The sequence below is a fragment of the Pseudorhodoplanes sp. genome, assembly GCF_035565795.1.
Classification (GTDB): domain Bacteria; phylum Pseudomonadota; class Alphaproteobacteria; order Rhizobiales; family Xanthobacteraceae; genus Pseudorhodoplanes.
Genome location: NZ_DATMRV010000036.1, coordinates 1 through 15,837, shown reverse-complemented (window position 1 = coordinate 15,837; position 15,837 = coordinate 1). Strand labels below are relative to the sequence as shown.

The 15,837-nt window shown below is 63.0% G+C and carries 18 protein-coding genes and 1 pseudogene; 13 read left to right on the top strand and 6 right to left on the bottom strand.

Annotated features, from left to right (window positions below):
- The 3 genes and pseudogenes from VNZ93_RS03555 to VNZ93_RS03545 all read left to right on the top strand — a co-directional run.
- Window positions 1–235, top strand: a pseudogene (locus tag VNZ93_RS03555) (cyclase family protein); the annotation flags it as partial.
- 96 nt (window positions 236–331) lie between these two features.
- Complete coding sequence (gene hisD / locus VNZ93_RS03550; protein WP_325700182.1) at window positions 332–1,639, top strand: histidinol dehydrogenase; 1,308 nt, start codon at window positions 332–334, stop codon at window positions 1,637–1,639.
- 171 nt (window positions 1,640–1,810) lie between these two features.
- Window positions 1,811–2,581, top strand: coding sequence for a glucose 1-dehydrogenase (locus tag VNZ93_RS03545; protein WP_325700179.1), 771 nt, complete (start codon window positions 1,811–1,813; stop codon window positions 2,579–2,581).
- Here VNZ93_RS03545 and VNZ93_RS03540 read toward each other — a convergent pair whose 3' ends face one another.
- Window positions 2,582–3,568 carry a D-glycerate dehydrogenase gene (locus VNZ93_RS03540; protein WP_325700176.1) on the bottom strand — a complete coding sequence of 329 codons (987 nt, stop codon included), beginning with the start codon at window positions 3,566–3,568 and terminating at the stop codon, window positions 2,582–2,584. It lies immediately after the preceding gene.
- Between the two features lie 102 nt (window positions 3,569–3,670).
- Here VNZ93_RS03540 and VNZ93_RS03535 point away from each other — a divergent pair, with 102 nt between their 5' ends.
- Complete coding sequence (locus tag VNZ93_RS03535; RefSeq protein ID WP_325700173.1) at window positions 3,671–4,585, top strand: NAD(P)-dependent oxidoreductase; 915 nt, start codon at window positions 3,671–3,673, stop codon at window positions 4,583–4,585.
- Between the two features lie 3 nt (window positions 4,586–4,588).
- Here VNZ93_RS03535 and VNZ93_RS03530 read toward each other — a convergent pair whose 3' ends face one another.
- Complete coding sequence (locus VNZ93_RS03530) at window positions 4,589–5,809, bottom strand: FAD-dependent monooxygenase (RefSeq protein WP_325700170.1); 1,221 nt, start codon at window positions 5,807–5,809, stop codon at window positions 4,589–4,591.
- A 72-nt stretch (window positions 5,810–5,881) separates the two neighbouring features.
- On the opposite strand from VNZ93_RS03530, the gene VNZ93_RS03525 reads away from it, so the two are divergent.
- A complete protein-coding gene (locus VNZ93_RS03525; protein ID WP_325700167.1) occupies window positions 5,882–6,328 on the top strand; it encodes a hypothetical protein in 447 nt (148 codons plus the stop codon).
- Between the two features lie 14 nt (window positions 6,329–6,342).
- Here VNZ93_RS03525 and VNZ93_RS03520 read toward each other — a convergent pair whose 3' ends face one another.
- Window positions 6,343–6,558, bottom strand: coding sequence for a hypothetical protein (locus tag VNZ93_RS03520; RefSeq protein ID WP_325700164.1), 216 nt, complete (start codon window positions 6,556–6,558; stop codon window positions 6,343–6,345).
- Between the two features lie 282 nt (window positions 6,559–6,840).
- On the opposite strand from VNZ93_RS03520, the gene VNZ93_RS03515 reads away from it, so the two are divergent.
- Genes VNZ93_RS03515 through VNZ93_RS03500 form a run of 4 tightly spaced genes read left to right on the top strand, consistent with a single transcriptional unit; the run spans window position 6,841 to window position 10,217 of the window.
- Window positions 6,841–7,716: a branched-chain amino acid ABC transporter permease gene (locus tag VNZ93_RS03515; RefSeq protein WP_325700161.1), complete on the top strand. Its 876-nt coding sequence runs from the start codon at window positions 6,841–6,843 to the stop codon at window positions 7,714–7,716.
- Window positions 7,716–8,762, top strand: coding sequence for a branched-chain amino acid ABC transporter permease (locus tag VNZ93_RS03510; RefSeq protein WP_325700158.1), 1,047 nt, complete (start codon window positions 7,716–7,718; stop codon window positions 8,760–8,762). Before VNZ93_RS03515 ends, VNZ93_RS03510 begins: the two co-directional genes overlap by 1 nt.
- Window positions 8,759–9,496 (top strand): ABC transporter ATP-binding protein, encoded by a 738-nt coding sequence (locus VNZ93_RS03505; protein WP_325700155.1) that lies wholly within the window; start codon window positions 8,759–8,761, stop codon window positions 9,494–9,496. Before VNZ93_RS03510 ends, VNZ93_RS03505 begins: the two co-directional genes overlap by 4 nt.
- The gene (locus VNZ93_RS03500) at window positions 9,486–10,217 is read left to right on the top strand and encodes an ABC transporter ATP-binding protein (RefSeq protein WP_325700153.1); all 732 of its coding nucleotides are present in this window, start codon (window positions 9,486–9,488) and stop codon (window positions 10,215–10,217) included. The genes VNZ93_RS03505 and VNZ93_RS03500 overlap by 11 nt, the downstream gene beginning before the upstream one ends.
- A gap of 113 nt (window positions 10,218–10,330) precedes the next feature.
- Here the strand turns inward: VNZ93_RS03500 and VNZ93_RS03495 are convergent, their stop codons facing one another.
- Window positions 10,331–10,633: a DUF1330 domain-containing protein gene (locus tag VNZ93_RS03495; RefSeq protein ID WP_325700150.1), complete on the bottom strand. Its 303-nt coding sequence runs from the start codon at window positions 10,631–10,633 to the stop codon at window positions 10,331–10,333.
- A 168-nt stretch (window positions 10,634–10,801) separates the two neighbouring features.
- Between VNZ93_RS03495 and VNZ93_RS03490 the strand changes: the two genes are divergently transcribed.
- The 4 genes from VNZ93_RS03490 to VNZ93_RS03475 all read left to right on the top strand — a co-directional run bounded on the left by VNZ93_RS03490 (window position 10,802) and on the right by VNZ93_RS03475 (window position 14,831).
- A complete protein-coding gene (locus VNZ93_RS03490) occupies window positions 10,802–11,587 on the top strand; it encodes a cyclase family protein (RefSeq protein WP_325700147.1) in 786 nt (261 codons plus the stop codon).
- An 81-nt stretch (window positions 11,588–11,668) separates the two neighbouring features.
- Complete coding sequence (locus VNZ93_RS03485) at window positions 11,669–12,649, top strand: tripartite tricarboxylate transporter substrate binding protein (RefSeq protein ID WP_325700144.1); 981 nt, start codon at window positions 11,669–11,671, stop codon at window positions 12,647–12,649.
- A gap of 210 nt (window positions 12,650–12,859) precedes the next feature.
- Window positions 12,860–13,306, top strand: coding sequence for a tripartite tricarboxylate transporter TctB family protein (locus VNZ93_RS03480; protein ID WP_325700141.1), 447 nt, complete (start codon window positions 12,860–12,862; stop codon window positions 13,304–13,306).
- A 4-nt stretch (window positions 13,307–13,310) separates the two neighbouring features.
- A complete protein-coding gene (locus VNZ93_RS03475) occupies window positions 13,311–14,831 on the top strand; it encodes a tripartite tricarboxylate transporter permease (RefSeq protein WP_325700138.1) in 1,521 nt (506 codons plus the stop codon).
- 109 nt (window positions 14,832–14,940) lie between these two features.
- On the opposite strand, the gene VNZ93_RS03470 is transcribed toward VNZ93_RS03475, so the two are convergent.
- Window positions 14,941–15,285, bottom strand: a complete 345-nt coding sequence (locus tag VNZ93_RS03470; RefSeq protein ID WP_325700136.1) for a hypothetical protein — start codon at window positions 15,283–15,285, stop codon at window positions 14,941–14,943.
- Window positions 15,286–15,550: 265 nt separating this feature from the next.
- On the bottom strand, window positions 15,551–15,837 hold a 287-nt coding region (locus tag VNZ93_RS03465; protein ID WP_325700134.1), incomplete at its 5' end, for a c-type cytochrome.

The following is a 15,837-nucleotide window of genomic DNA, read 5'->3' as shown; positions in this document are numbered from 1 at the left end:
CTGCATGGATACCTGGGGCTGCGAGGTGCGGCCGAACGAAACAACGGAAGCGAACCAGCCATGGCACTGGGTGGTGATCCCGGCGATGGGGCTGTGCATGGGCGAGATCTTCTATCTCAAGGAACTCGCCGAAGACTGCGCGAATGACGGCATCTACGAATTCTTCTTCTCCGGCCCGCCGCTGATCATCACCGGCGGCACCGGCAGCCCGATCAATCCGCAGGCGATCAAGTAACCGCGTCGCGGCCGCCTCACGCGAAAACTGCGCCGCGAATGAATACGTGGATGGCCGGGTCAATCCCGGCCAACAAGAAGAAATGGAGAAACTCCTATGCCCCGCTATCTGAAACGCGGCCTGTCCGCCGATGCCGTTGAAGCCGCCGACGCGAAGGTGCGCGCCACGGTCGAGGAGATCCTGAGCAACGTGAAATCGCGCGGCGACGCCGCGATCCGCGAGCTGTCGAAGAAGTTCGACAACTGGGAGCCGGCGAGCTTCCGCCTCAGCCCGCAGGAGATCGAGCGCGCGATATCGCAGGTCAGCAAGCGCGATCTCGACGACATCAGATTCGCGCAGACACAGGTGCGCAACTTCGCGCAGAAGCAGCGCGACACCATGCAGGACCTCGAGGTCGAGACGCTGCCGGGCGTCATTCTCGGCCATCGGCATATCCCGGTGAATGCGGTCGGCTGCTATGTGCCGGGCGGCCGCTATCCGATGGTGGCGTCGGCGCATATGTCGATCGTCACGGCGCGCGTTGCCGGGGTGAAGCGGATCATCGCCTGCGCGCCACCTCATCATGGCGGGCCGCATCCTGCGATCGTCGCGGCGATGCATTTCGGCGGCGCCCATGAAATCTATGTGCTCGGCGGCGTGCAGGCGGTCGCGGCCATGGCGCTCGGCACCGACACCATCCAGCCGGTCGACATGATCGTGGGGCCCGGCAATGCCTATGTGGCGGAAGCCAAGCGTCAGTTGTTCGGCCGCATCGGCATCGACCTGCTCGCGGGGCCGACCGAGACGCTGATCATTGCCGACGACAGCGTGGACGCAGAGATGTGCGCCACCGACCTGCTTGGCCAGGCCGAGCATGGCCCGACCTCGCCCGCAGTGCTCATCACCAATTCGGAGAAGCTCGCGAAGGAGACGATGGCCGAGGTCGAGCGGCTCCTCTCCATCCTGCCGACCGCCGACGCCGCCGGTCAGGCTTGGAAGGATTATGGCGAGGTGATCGTCTGCGATAGCGTCGACGAGATGGTGTCGGAAGCCGATCGCGTCGCCTCCGAGCATGTGCAGGTGATGACGCGCGACCCGGATTATTTCCTGAACAACATGACCAATTACGGCGCGCTGTTCCTTGGTCCTCGCACCAATGTCGCCTATGGCGACAAGGTGATCGGTACCAACCATACGCTGCCGACCAAGAGGTCGGCGCGCTATACCGGCGGGCTCTGGGTCGGCAAGTTCCTTAAGACCTGTACCTATCAGAAGGTGCTGACCGACGAAGCCTCGGCGATGATCGGCGAATATTGCTCGCGGCTCTGCGTGCTGGAAGGCTTCCTCGGCCATGCCGAGCAGGCCAACATCCGCGTGCGACGCTACGGCGGCCGTAACGTCGCTTATGCGACCGCGGCGGAGTGACTTGGTGACACGCGCGCAAGCTCTATCGACTCCCCTCCCCCCGCGCAGCGGTGGGGAGGGGTCGGGGGTGGGGGGTGGCGAAAGTTCGCTCGCTCTCACCACCCCCCACCCCTGCCCTCCCCACCACGCTTCGCGTGGGGGGAGGGAGCGCGACAGCAGTGCCTCCCTGACATGACCGCCCCGCTCCCCTCCACCCCATCCTTCCGACTCGATGGCAAGCGCGCGCTTGTGACCGGAGCAGGCCGGGGCATCGGGCTTGCCGCAGCGACGGCTCTCGCCGAGGCCGGCGCCGACGTGACACTGGTTGCACGCACCGCGTCGGAGATCGAGGCGGCCGCATCCGACATCGGCAAGCGCGGCGGCAAGGCCAGTGCAGCCGCGCTCGACGTGACCAACATCGAGGCCGTGCGCGCCTTCGTGTCGAAGGCCGAGCCGTTCGACATCCTCGTCAACAATGCGGGCTCCAATCGTCCCGCCTTGATGGTCGACGTCACGGTCGAGGACTTCGACGCGATCTTCAAGCTGAACGTGCGCTCGGCATTCTTCGTCGCTCAGGCCGTGGTGAAGCGGCTGGTCGACGTGAAGAAACCCGGTTCGATCATCCACATCTCCTCGCAGATGGGCCATGTCGGCGGTCCGCGCCGCACGGTCTATTGCGCGACCAAGGCCGCGATCGAGGGGCTGACAAAGGCCATGGGTGTCGAGCTCGGGCCGCACGGCATCCGCGTCAATGCTCTGGCGCCGACCTTTATCGAAACGCCCATGACGCGGCCGTTCCTTCAGGACGAAAGCTTCAGGCATTCGGTGCTGGACAAGATCAAGCTCGGCCGGCTCGGCCAGGTCGAGGACCTGATGGGCGCGATCGTGTTCCTCGCCTCGGATGCATCGGCGCTGATGACCGGCACATCGCTGCTCGTGGACGGCGGCTGGACGGCGGAGTGATCAAGCCCCCGGCGCGAGCACGGTCGGATTGATGCAGTTCGGGGGCGTGCGGCCTTCCGCGATCGCGGCGATATTATCGACCACCACATGCGCCATGCGCTCGCGCAGTTCCATGACGGCGCTGCCGAGATGCGGCGTCAGCACCACATTGTTCATGGTGAGAAGCGCGCGCTCGATCTTCGGCTCGTTCTCGTAGACGTCGATACCGGCGCCTGCGATCCGTCCCTCGGTCAGCGCCTGCGCGAGCGCCTTCTCATCGATGATCGGCCCGCGCGATGTGTTGATCAGAAACGCCGTGCGTTTCATCAGCGCAAATTGCCGCTCACCGATCAGATGATGCGTCTCGTCGTTCAACGCCGGATGCAGCGAGATGAAATCCGATTGCCCGAGCAGTTCGTCGAAGCTCACGAGCCGCACGCCGAGCTTCTGCTCCTCCTCGGCCGGAAGCGCGTGCGGATCGGAATAAAGCACCGTCATATCGAAGCCGCGCGCACGGCGCGCCATCGCCTGCCCGATCCGTCCCATGCCGACGATACCGATCGTCTTGCCGCTGACGGCGGCGCCGGCGAGATGGTTCGATTGCGAACCTGGAAATACGCCGGAACGCACCACCTTGTCGCCTTCGACAATGCGGCGCGCGACTGCAAGCAGAAGGCCGAACGCGATGTCGGCCGTCGCATCGGTCACGACCGCCGGAATGTTGCTGACGATGATCCCGCGATTGGTGGCTTCCGCCACATCGATCCGGTCAGGCGTGATCGTCATCGAGGCGATCGCCTTCAGGTTCGGATTGGCGGCGAGAACTTCGCGGTCGATGGTATCGTGCAGGAGACACAGGAGGATGTCGGAGCGCCTTGCCGCGTCGATCAGCTTGTCCTTGACCGGAATGCGGCTGGAATCCTGGTTGACCTCGACTTCGGCAATGTCCCTCAGGCGCACCAGCGCGCTTTCGGCAATCGGCTGCGTGACATAGACGCGCGGACGCATGCGATCTCCCCGGCTTTTGCGGGTCTACCGCCCGCGCCTGAAGCCATATAGTAACGGAGCCAAGCGGCCAAGAAAGCGGTTGAAACACAGGGGAGACGTGACGTGGCGGCAGGATCCAAAGGCAGGGTCGGCATTATCGGCCTTGGTATCATGGGCGGTTCATTCGCGCGCAATCTGATCGCCGACGGATGGATCGTTGCCGGCGTCGACCCCGATCCGAAACGTCGCAAGGAGATGACGAAAGCCGGCGTCGCGGTTTCCGACAGTGTGAAAGAGTTGATTGCCGAGGTCCCCGTGCTGATCACCAGCCTTCCCAGCCCGAAGGCGCTGCACGCCGTGGCGCAGGAGATCGTGGACAGCAAGGCGAAGCCGCGCATCGTGATCGAAGCTTCAACCTTCGCACTCGACGACAAGCTCGCGGCGGAAAAGGTATTGCGCAAGGCCGGGCATACAATGCTCGACTGCCCGGTCTCGGGCACCGGCGCGCAAGCCGCGCGCAAGGATCTCGTGGTCTATGCCAGCGGCGACGCGAAGACGATCGCGAAGGTCATGCCACTCTTTGCCGGATTCTCGCGCAAGACGGAAAATCTCGGTGTCTTCGGCAACGGCAGCAAAATGAAATATGTCGCGAACCTGCTGGTCGCGATCCACAACGTCGCCGCCGCCGAGGCGATGGTGCTCGGCATGAAGGCGGGGCTCGATCCGGAGCAGATCTTCAAGTTCGCCAATGGCGGCGCCGGACAATCGCGTATGTTCGAGGTGCGCGGGCCGATGATGGTCGAGGACGATTACACCGAAGCCACGATGAAGAACCATGTCTGGCAGAAGGACATGGCGGTGATCGGGGAATTCGCGAACAAGCTCGGCGTGCCGACGCCCCTCTTCTCGGCGACGCTGCCGATCTATGCCTCGGCGATGTCGGTGGGTTATGCCGAACAGGACACCGGCGCGGTCTGCGGCGTGCTGGAGAAGATGGCCGGCGTGAAGCGGAAGAAGAAAGGCGGAAAGAAAGAATAGGCTTCACGCATACAGAAAATCCAGCGTCGCGGTTTCCTCCAGCACCGCCTCCGAGACGGAGTGGCGCGCGGCGAGCGCGGCTTCTTCCGTGTTGCGCGATGCCTGCAGATAGGCGCCGAGATGACGCGCGCGCTGCACCATGCGCAGGCCCTCCGGCAGGCGTTCGGTCTGATATTGTGAGAGCGCCGACACGACATCATCGGTGGCGCCAAGCGCCGCCACCAGCGCCGCGGCGTCGCCCGCAGCCTTTGCGACACCGGCGCCGACATGCGGGCGCGCGACGAATGCCGCATCCCCGACGATCGCGACCCGTCCGAACGCAATCCTGTCCGATACCAGATCGAAGATCGGCTGCAGGATCGGCTGATCGACCAGCGTCACGGCCGTCCTGAATTGCGGCGACAGCAACCGGGCGGCCGCGTCCCGCATTCCGGCAATCGATGCGCGGCTGATCAGGGGCGGCGGGATCGACAGCGAATGCTCGACGCCCTTTTCGTCCGTGAGCAGCGATACGAGTTCGGTGCGCTCGTCTGCGGGCCGGTACCAGATCATGTTGTAGCGCCGATGCCCCGGCCGCAGATCGTCGTCGGGACCCGCCACGGGGTATCCCAGCATCTGTTCGCCCGGCGGCAGGCAGAAGGCCATGTACGGGAAGATGTCGCGATGCACATCGTCCGGCATCGCACCCTCCGCGATCAGCGCACGCCACGCCGAGTAGCCAGCATAGCGCGGCTGACTGTCCGGCGCGCATAGCCCCCTCACCGTCGAGCGGATGCCGTCCGCGCCGACCAGCATGTCGCCGATCACGCGTTCGCCATCGGCGAAGATCGCGGTCACGCCGACATCGTTCTGCTCGATCGCCTGAAGAGAGCGGCCGCGGTGATAATGCGCGGCCGGGAAGCCGTCGCGCAGGATCCGGTAGACGCGCTCCCACGCGGTCATGACCTGCGGGCATTCGGTCTCCAGCGTGATGCGGCCTTGGATGTCGAACAGGCGCCGCTTCTGCACCGGAACGCCGAGTTCCCCGGTGCCAAGGCCGAGGTCGCGCAAGGCTGCGAGAATTTCCGGCTGCGCCACGATGCCGGCGCCACGGCCGGAGAGTTCCCCCTCCACCTTTTCGTAAATGTCGACGGACCAGCCCGCGATGCGAAGCATCAGGCCGGCGAACAATCCGCTCATCGAGCCGCCGATGACGATGGCATGGCGCGGGCGTTGGAGGTGCATTGCAGAGCGCGGCATTTCGCGGGAACCCGGAAGCTGTTATATTTGCTTCATACGAACACAGGAGGAACCGCCATGGCCATGACCATGATGGAAAAAGCGGCGCTGAAGACCGACCACTCGGCCTGGCCCGACCCGATTGCGAAGGAATTCGAGCGCGAGCGCGCCAATCCGAACCCCTGCGTCGGATCCCGGCTACTTTCAGAGAATGAAAGAGTGCGCGTTTGGGAAATCCGCCTGCAGCCGGGCGAACGGATCGGCTTCCATCGCCATGTGCTGGATTATTTCTGGACATCGGTGTCCGGCGGCCGCGGGCGCCAGCATGTGCATGACGGCACCACCGTCGAATACACCTACCAGCCCGGCGAGACGCGTCACGAGACCTACGGCGCCGGCGAGTTCAAGGTGCACGATCTCGAGAATATCGGCGACAAGGAAATGGTCTTCATGACCATCGAGTTCCTGAGCTCGGCCAACAAACCGATGGCGCTTCCGGAGCAGGTGCGCAAGGCGGCTGCGTAACAGCCGCCCTTCGATCAGGACGCAGGAAGCCGCCTTTTCACGGGCGGCTTTTTTGCATCCGCGAGTTGCCGCATGAGTTCGGCCGCGCTTACGTAAAAGCGCTCGGCGATCTGGGTCACCGCGCCGGGGATGTCGCCCGGCGCGCCGACATTGTAGACCCATTTTCGAATGCCGATGTAGAAGATGCTGCCGTGCAGCGACCACATCAATTCGATTTCCGGCTCGCTCATCGGCTCGACCAAGTCTGGCGACGTTGTCCTGCCCTATCGTTGTGCAGATTTGTCGCATCTTATCGACGCCGGGCGCACACGCGCCCGGCGTTTCGCTGGAGAACGCTGCCCACTCCAATCTAGGGGCTAGCCAAGCGTTGCAGCTTGCGGCAATACTCGCTCCACAAGCGCGAAAAGCGGCCCGCCATGCGGGTCAGCCATAAACCAACAAGCGCGAGCGGGGAGATGAGATGACGTCACGCGTCCTGCGTTCCGGCCTTTCGTGTTGAGGAAGCGCCCGGCATGGATTTTCCCGTCCAACTTTTCATCAACGCCCTGATCGCAGGAATTCTGCTCGGCGGCTTCTATGCAGCGGTGACGGTCGGAATTTCGATCTCGTTCGGCATTCTCGACATCGTCAACATCGCGCACCCCGCCTTCATCATCCTCGGCTCATATATCGCCTATATCCTGAACCAGCGTTTCGGCATCGATCCGATTCTCGTCAGCATCCTGGTGCTGCCGCTGTTCTATTATCTCGGTTCGGTGGTCTATCAGGTCTATTACGTTTCATTCGAGAAACGCGGACAGGAAGCGCTGCGCGGGCTCGCCTTCTTCTTCGGCCTGCTGTTCGTCACCGAAGTCATCCTGATCCTCGTGTTCGGCGTCGACTATCGCTACGTGCAGGCCGGCTATATCGACACCACGCTCCGCTTCTCCTTCCTCGATCTGCCGATGCGCATGGTGGTGCCGTTCGCGATCTCGATGGCGCTGGTGATCGGACTGCAACTCTTCCTGACCAAGACCTTCACCGGCCGCGCCATCATGGCGGTGGCGCAGGACCAGCTCGCGCTGTCGCTGATGGCTGCCGACCCGATCAAGATCAAGCGCATCGCCTTCTCGATCTCGATCGCGACCGCCGCGATCGCCGGCGCGCTCCTCATCGTCATCCAGCCGGTAGAGCCTTCGGTCGGACGCGAATATATCGGCCGCGTCTTTGCGATCTGCGTGCTCGGCGGCATGGGCAGCCTGCCCGGCACGGTGATCGCGGCGCTGCTGCTCGGCATCGTCGAAAGCATCACCTCGACCTTCTACGGCCCGTCCTGGGCGCCCGCCGTTGCATTCGGCTTCCTGCTGATCACGCTCGCCGTGCGGCCCTCCGGCATTCTGGGGCGATAATGCGTACCTGGCAGTTCTTCCTCGTTTCGCTTGCCATCGCGCTTGTCGGCTTTGCCGCAGCACGGCTCCTGAAGAACGACTATCTGTTCTTCGCAGGCTATGTGGTGCTGCAATTCATCGTCCTGGCCACCGCCTGGAACATCCTCGGCGGGTATTGCGGCTACGTGAATTTCGGCTCGGCAGCGTTCTTTGCCATCGGCGCCTATACCACCGTGGTGATGACGAAGCTGCCGGCCTTCGCGAACCGGCACCTGCCCGAAGGCCTGGCGGAGATCATCGGTTCGATAACGCCGCCGCCCATCCCGATCCTCATCGTACTCGGCGGCGTTGTCGCCGGCCTCGTCGGCCTCGGGACCGGCTATCTGACGCTCCGGCTGCGCGGCGTGTTCTTCGCGATCGCGACGCTTGCACTCGCGGTCGTGCTGCAGACCCTGATCGTGAACTGGGACTTCGTCGGCGGCTCGCGCGGCGCCTATGTGATCCGGCCCGCCACCGTCCCCGTGCTCGGCATCAACTACATCGAATATCTGTTCCTGGTGATGCTGGTGCTCGTCGTGGTGGCGCTGACGGTCGCGCGCGCCATCGAGCGCTCGCGGCTCGGCTATGGCTTCGCCACGATCCGCGACGACGAACTTGCCGCCGAAGCGTCGGGCGTGCCGACACTGAAGTTGAAACTGGTTGCGACCACGCTGTCCGGCGCTTTCATGGGCATGGCCGGCGCGCCCTTCCCCTACTATATCGGCTTCCTCGAACCGTCCTCCGCCTTCGGTCTGTCCTATGCGGTGAACGCGATCGCGATGCCGATGATCGGCGGCACCACGAGCTGGGTCGGCCCGCTGCTCGGCGCGGTGCTGCTCGGCACGTTGCAGCAGCTTGCGACCGTGACCATCTCCTCGGCCGTCAGTCTGCTGATCGTCGGACTCTTGCTGGTGTTCTTCGTGATCATCGCGCCGAACGGACTGCTCGGCCTCTGGCATGATTATTTCGGCCGCAAGGACGAAAAGCCGACTCAGGCGACCGACAAAGCTGCGGTGAAGACGTCATGACCGCGCCTCTTCTCAAGGTCGACAATGTCAGCAAGCGCTTCGGCGGCTTCGTTGCGCTCGACGGTATCAATCTGGAAGTCGCGCCGGGCGAGCGGCTCGGGCTGATCGGCCCGAACGGATCGGGCAAGTCGACGCTCGTCAATTGCATGAGCGGCACGCTGCACAACGAGACCGGTAGCGTGCATTTCGACGGCCATGCGATGAACGGCCTCGCGCCGCATCAGCGCACGCATCTTGGTCTTGCGCGTTCGTTCCAGCTTCCGCGTCCGTTCCACAGCCTGAGCGTGGCCGAGAATATCCGCGTGCCGCTGCTCTACACCGTCCGGCTGCGCCGCGACGTGCCGCACACCCGCGAAGAACTGGAGCATCGCTGCCACGAGGTTCTCGGACTTGTCGGCCTCGAGCACAAGGCGAAGAAGCAGCCGAAGGACCTGACCCAGGTCGAGATGCGCAAGCTCGAGCTCGCGCGCGCCATGGCGGCAGAACCCAAGCTCCTGATCGCCGACGAGGCGATGGCGGGCCTGTCCGAGTCCGAGGTCAAGGATATCGTTTCGCTGCTGATCACGCTGAACGAGCGCGGCATCACCATCATCCTGATCGAGCACATCATGACCGCCGTCATGAGCTTTTCGCAGCGGCTCGTGGTTCTGGTCAGCGGCAAGAAGATCTCAGACGGCGACCCGCAGGACGTGATCCGCGACCCCGAGGTTGAGAGGGCGTATCTTGGTCAATAGCATCCGCGTCTCAAATGTGAATGCCGGCTATGGCGCCGTGCGCGTCCTGGAGGACGTTTCGCTCGACGTGGACAGCGGCAAGACCGTGGTGCTGCTCGGCACCAACGGCAACGGCAAGTCGACGCTCATCAAGTGTCTGATGGGACTGTGCCGGCCGACCTCCGGAAGCATCGTCGCGGAAATCGATGGACAGACCCACAATCTCGTCGGCAAGACCGTCGAGGAAATCGTCGATCTCGGCATCGTGCTGGTGCCGGAAGGCCGCCGGCTGTTTCCGCGCCTGACCGTGGAAGAAAATCTCCTGCTCGGGGCGTTCCGCAAGAAGGCGCGCGAGCAGCTCAGAAAGAATATCGAATTCTGCTACGAGGCCTTCCCGCGCCTTGCCGAACGCAAGGGCCAGCTCGCCGGCTCGATGTCCGGCGGCGAACAGCAGATGCTGGCGCTCGCCCGCGCGCTGATGGAAGCGCCGAAGATCCTGTTGATCGACGAGCCCTCGGTGGGGCTTGCGCCGGTGCTGGTCTCCCGCACGATCGACACCATCCGCGAACTGAAGACGAAGTATCAGCTCACCGTGCTGATGGCGGAGCAGAATTTCAATCAGGCGATCCGCATTGCGGATTCAGGCTACGTGATCGTGCACGGCAAGATCGCGTTCAGCGGCAAGTCGGCCAGCGACCTGCACAACAACGACCTGATCCGGAAGCTGTATCTCGGGATTTAGCTCTTGGTCATTCCGGGCGCTTGCGAAGCAAGCAAACCCGGAATCCATTCTCCTGGTCGTGTTGATCGATTCCGGGTTCGCGACCTGCGATCGCGCCCCGGAATGACGAAACATTACTTCGTGAATTCTCCGCCCTCGACCATGATCGTTTCGACCTCGCCGGCGCCGCTCCTGCGGAATGCGGCGGCCTCGTCATACTCCTTCGATGTGAAGCAGGCGACGCCCTGTTCGAATGTCGGAAACTCGATCACCACGAAGCGGTGGAACTTGTCCGGCCCTTCCATGATCTGGAACTTGCCGCCGCGTGCGAGCACCTTGCCGCCATACTTGGCGATGATCGCCGGCACCTTGTCGGTATATTTCTTGTATTCGACCGGATCGTAGATCTTCGAACGCGCGACCCAATAGGCGGGCATGTTTCCTCTCCCACTCGGTTATCTGTAGCCCGGATGAGCGAAGCGACATCCGGGGATTTTGAGCGCCCACCCGCATTCCGCTTCGCTCGATGGGGGCTACAATGGCATAGTCTTAAAGAGGTGGATGCGCGGCACAAGAGACCGCGTCTGGTGAAGGAAACATAAGCCGTGCCCCGCAAGATCATCGACATATCCGTACCGCTGGAAAACGACGTGGCGGCCGATCCGCCCGGCTATGGTCCGAAGATCGATTATCTCAATCATCGCGACACTGCGCCGGACATCTGCAAGTTCTTTCCGGGCCTGAAGGAGAGCGATCTCCCCGATAGCGAAGGCTGGGGCTTCGAGTGGGTCAAGCTGTCCACGCATTGCACGACCCATCTCGATGCGCCGTGGCACTTTGCTTCCACGATGGACAACGGCAAGCGCGCCATCACAATCGATGAGGTTCCGCTCGAATGGTGCTTCAATCCCGGCGTCAAACTCGACTTCCGGCACTTCCCCGACGGCTATGTCGTCACCGCCGACGACGTTGAAGCCGCGCTCGAAAACATCGGGCACACGCTTTCGCCATTTGAAATTGTGGTCATCAACACGTCAGCGGGCAAAGCGTATGGCCAGCCGGATTACGTTTCGAAGGGCTGCGGCATGGGGCGCGAAGCAACGCTCTATCTGCTCGAGCGTGGCGTGCGCGTGACCGGAACCGATGGCTGGAGCTGGGATGCCCCTTTCGTGCACACGAAGGAGCGATATGCCGCCACCGGAAACGCCAAGCTGATCTGGGAGGGTCACAAGGCCGGACGCGAGATCGGCTATTGCCACATCGAGAAACTCCACAATCTCGAAAGCCTGCCGCCCGCCGGCTTCACGATTGCCTGCTTCCCGGTGAAGGTGCGCGGCGGCTCGGCGGGATGGACGCGCGCGGTCGCAATCATGGATAGCAACGACGATTGATGCTCGACCTCACGGTGTTCTGCCGTTAGGCTTCTCCCAACATCCGGCCCAACAAGAAGGCCGAACGCTAGGGAGAAGCTCATGGATCGACGTCAATTCGTCGCGGGCTCGACCGCGGCACTTGCGACCCTTGGATCGCGTCCTGTGTTTGCGCAGGACGCATATCCGACACGAACCATCACGCTCATCAATCCATTTCCGCCGGGCGGCGCAGCCGACGTTGTCGGCCGCCCGTTCTCGGTCGTGCTGGAGCCTATCGTCAAACAGCCGGTCGTGATCGAAACGAAAGCCGGTGCCGCGGGCGCGGTCGGCGCGCAATTCGCCGCCAATGCAAAGCCCGATGGTCACACGCTTCTCGTGCACATCGTGTCGATCTCCGGCTTTGCGGAAGTCGACAAGCTGTTCGGCCGTCAGCCCAAATTCACGCGGGCGGATTTCATCCCGATCGCGCGCTTCACCGAAGGGCCGATGGTGCTCGTAGTCAACGCGGAGACGCCGTACAAAACCGTGAAGGATCTGGTCGACGACGCGAAGAAGAATCCCGACAAGATCGTATTTTCCTCGTCCGGGCTTTACGGTGCGCTGCATCTGCCGACGCAGCTCTTCATGAATGCCGCCGGCATCAAGATGCGCCATCTGCCGACCAATGGCGGGGGGCCGGCGCTGACCGCGCTGCTCGGCAATAACGCGCAGGTGCTGGCGTCATCGGTCGCAGCGGCCAACACGCATATCAAGTCCGGCAAGATCCGCGCGATCGGAAGCTATTCGACCAAACGTGTCGGCTCGCTGCCGGATGTTCCGACGCTGAAGGAGCAAGGGCTCGATGTGGAGTTCTATCTCTGGGTCGGGCTGTTCGCGCCGAAGGGAACGCCGGAAGCGGTGGTGAAGTCGATCCGCGCATCCGCAAAGGCGGCGGTCGCAACCGACAAGTTCCAGGAAGCGATCAAGAATCTCGGCGATACCGTCAACTACATGGATCAGCCCGAATTCGCGAAGTTCTGGGATCAGGATGCCGCGCGCGTCGAAGCCGCGGTGAAATCCATCGGCAAGGTGGAAGGATAGACGGACAGAGGAACCCTACAGGCAAATTGCAATGACCGCAGCGAGGTCTCACCTCCCCCCGAAAGGGGGAGGTCGGCAAGCGAAGCTTGCCGGGTGGGGGTCCATTTTTGGACGGACTCTCGACCCCCTCCCCACCCCTCCCCTTTTCAGGGGGAGGGAGCACGCGGAACACGGCGCGAGTGCGCTTTCCGCTTGCCGGGGAAAGCGAGCATGAATATCCGCGCCGACTATTTCGCCGGGGCCTTCTTCATGGCGCTCGGCATCGTTGTTCTGATCCTCGGCTGGGATCTGCCATTCGGGCGCATCAGCGCGCCCGGCGCCGGCATGCTGCCAAAGCTGCTGGCCGCCATGATGATCGCTTTCGGTGCGCTGGTTGCGCTGTCCAGCACGCATGGCGAGGGACTTCGCGAGGTGCCCTGGGGCGATTTTAGCCACGCCGCACTCGTCATCGTTATCGCCGCGATTGCGACATTCCTCTACAGCCGGCTCGGCTTCCTGCTCACCATGCCGCTTCTGGTGTTCTCGCTTCTGGCCATCGTCGAGCGGCGCAATCTCGTGATGGCGGCGGTCTTCGCCGTCAGCCTGACGCTGTTCGCCTACTGGCTGTTCGCCATCATTCTGAAAGCCCCGCTCGAAACCGGCATGCTCTGGTCCTGATCCCGTGGAAGTCCTTTCAAGTCTCGCCCTTGGCTTCTCGGTTGCGCTGCAGCCTGATGTGCTGCTCTACGCGCTGATCGGATGCCTGGTCGGGACGCTGGTCGGCATGCTGCCAGGCATTGGTCCCCTCGCCGGCATCTCGATCCTTTTACCGCTGACCTTCGGGCTCGATCCGACAAAGGCGCTGATCATGCTGGCCGGCATCTATTACGGCTCGCAATATGGCGGCTCGACCACCTCGATCCTGCTTCGCATTCCTGGCGAAGCCGCCTCGGTGATGACCTGCATCGACGGCAACGCGATGGCGAAGAAGGGCCGCGCCGGCGCTGCGCTCTGCATCGCGGCGATCGGATCGTTCGTCGCCGGCACCTTCGGCGTCATCATGCTGACGCTGATCGCGCCGCCGCTCGCGACTTTCGCGCTGCGCTTCGGCCCGCCGGAATATACCGCGCTGCTGGTGCTCGGCCTGATCTTCCTCGCCTATATGTCGACCACGTCGCTGATCCGCACCCTCCTGATGGCGGTGCTGGGCCTCCTGCTCGGCACGATCGGCATCGACGTGGTGTCGGGACATTTCCGCTTCTCGTTCGACATACCCGAACTCGGCGACGGCATCGGCATCGTGCCGGTCGCGGTCGGTCTGTTCGGACTCGGCGAAATCCTCTCCACGCCAAGCCGCGACGTGAAGAACGACGTCAAATCACCGAAGCTGCGCGAATTGCTGCCGACCCGCGAGGAAATGCGCCAATCCGCATGGCCGATCGCGCGCGGATCGGTGCTCGGCTTTTTCGTCGGCATCATTCCGGGCTCCGCGCACATCATATCGAGCTTCATCTCCTACGCGCTCGAGCGCCGCATCTCGAAACACCCCGAGGAATTCGGCAAGGGCGCAGTCGCCGGCGTCGCCGGACCGGAATCCGCGAACAACGCCGCCTCGACTGGCGCCTTCGTCCCGATGCTGTCGCTCGGCATCCCGACCGGCCCGGTGATCGCCGTGCTGATGGCGGCATTGCTCATCCACGGCATCCCGCCCGGGCCTTCGCTCGTCAACGAACAGCCGAAACTCTTCTGGGGCTTCGTCGCCTCGATGTATGTCGGCAACCTGATGCTGCTGGCGCTCAACCTGCCGCTGGTCGGCGTGTTCGTCAGCATCCTGCGTATTCCCTATGCCTACCTCTATCCGATGATCATCATGTTCTGCATCATCGGCGTCTATGAAGTGAACAACTCCATCGTCGATGTCTGGATCATGCTGATCTTCGGCGTGCTCGGCTATTTCCTGAAGAAATTCAGGTTCGATCCGGCTCCGCTCGTGCTCGGCCTCGTCATCGCGCCGATCTTCGAATTGTCGCTGCGGCAATCCCTGATCATGTCCGGCGGCTCCTGGCAGATCTTCCTGCAGCGCCCGATAGCGCTGGTCCTCCTGCTCATCAGCGCGTTTCTGCTCGCACTTGCCGCCTGGGGCGCATTCGCCGCGCGGCGCGACTGGCGCGCCAAGATGGCGGAAGCTGAAGCGGGGGAGTGATCTCGTCGTTCTCGCACGTCACGACCGCGGTCGTTCCCGCGAAAGCGGTGACTTATAACCGCCGCTCCGGAATATAAGCGCTTGCCTTCGCAGGGACGGACAACCGCCCTCACTTCATTTCGATCATGATCACATGTGTCGGCAGTTCGCCGACATTCTCTCCAACATGCGCCTGCGCTTCCGACCACATCACGTCGCCGGCCTTGAACTCACGCGTCAGCACCTTGCCGTCCGGCAGTGTCAGCCGTCGCTTGAACGGGCTGACCGCATAGAGCACAAAGGCCGGATGCTCGTGCTGATGCGTCTTTTCGCCCGGCTTGTCGGTGTATTCGAGCACGCGGACGCGGTCGTTTTCGAATCTGACCTTGTATTTGTCGTTATCGGTTATCGCAGGATCGGCAGCGTGGGCGGCTGAACCCAGCAGCAACACGGACATCGCGAGACATCGAAGCATTTGAGCCTCCTTACGGTCGGCGACCGCCAGTGGTCGCGCCAAACACGCCCCGCAATGTATTGGCGGCGGATCGCAGAAAGGAGCCGCAAGATTGCGCCATCTCGCGGCAATATTGCATAATTCCGCCCGTGCCGGAGTTGCAGCGAAGCTCGCGGCTGCCGACGCATCCTGACCTGCCTCACACGCCACGGATTGCGGCGTTCTTCGATTTCATCAATGAGCAGCGTGAGGCGCTGCGGCCGCTTCTGAGGGGGTCATACTTGGGCTATTTCCCTGCCGCGTAATGCGCGAGCGCGGCGAGGTCGTCGTCGCGCAGTCCGAAGATCGACGCCGTCATCGCGGTGTCGGCGCCGGTACGCTGGTCGGTGAGATACTGCTTCATTGCATAGATCATGTAATCGATCCGCTGCTTGGCAAGTCGCGGCATCTGCTGCTGGCCTGCGAGCGATGGCAGATGACAGGACTCGCAGCGGCGCTGCGCCGAGATTTTCGCGCCGCGCTCGGCCAGTGCGGGATCGATCGTCTCCCCGCTCGGCTTCGGCGTCAGCTTCT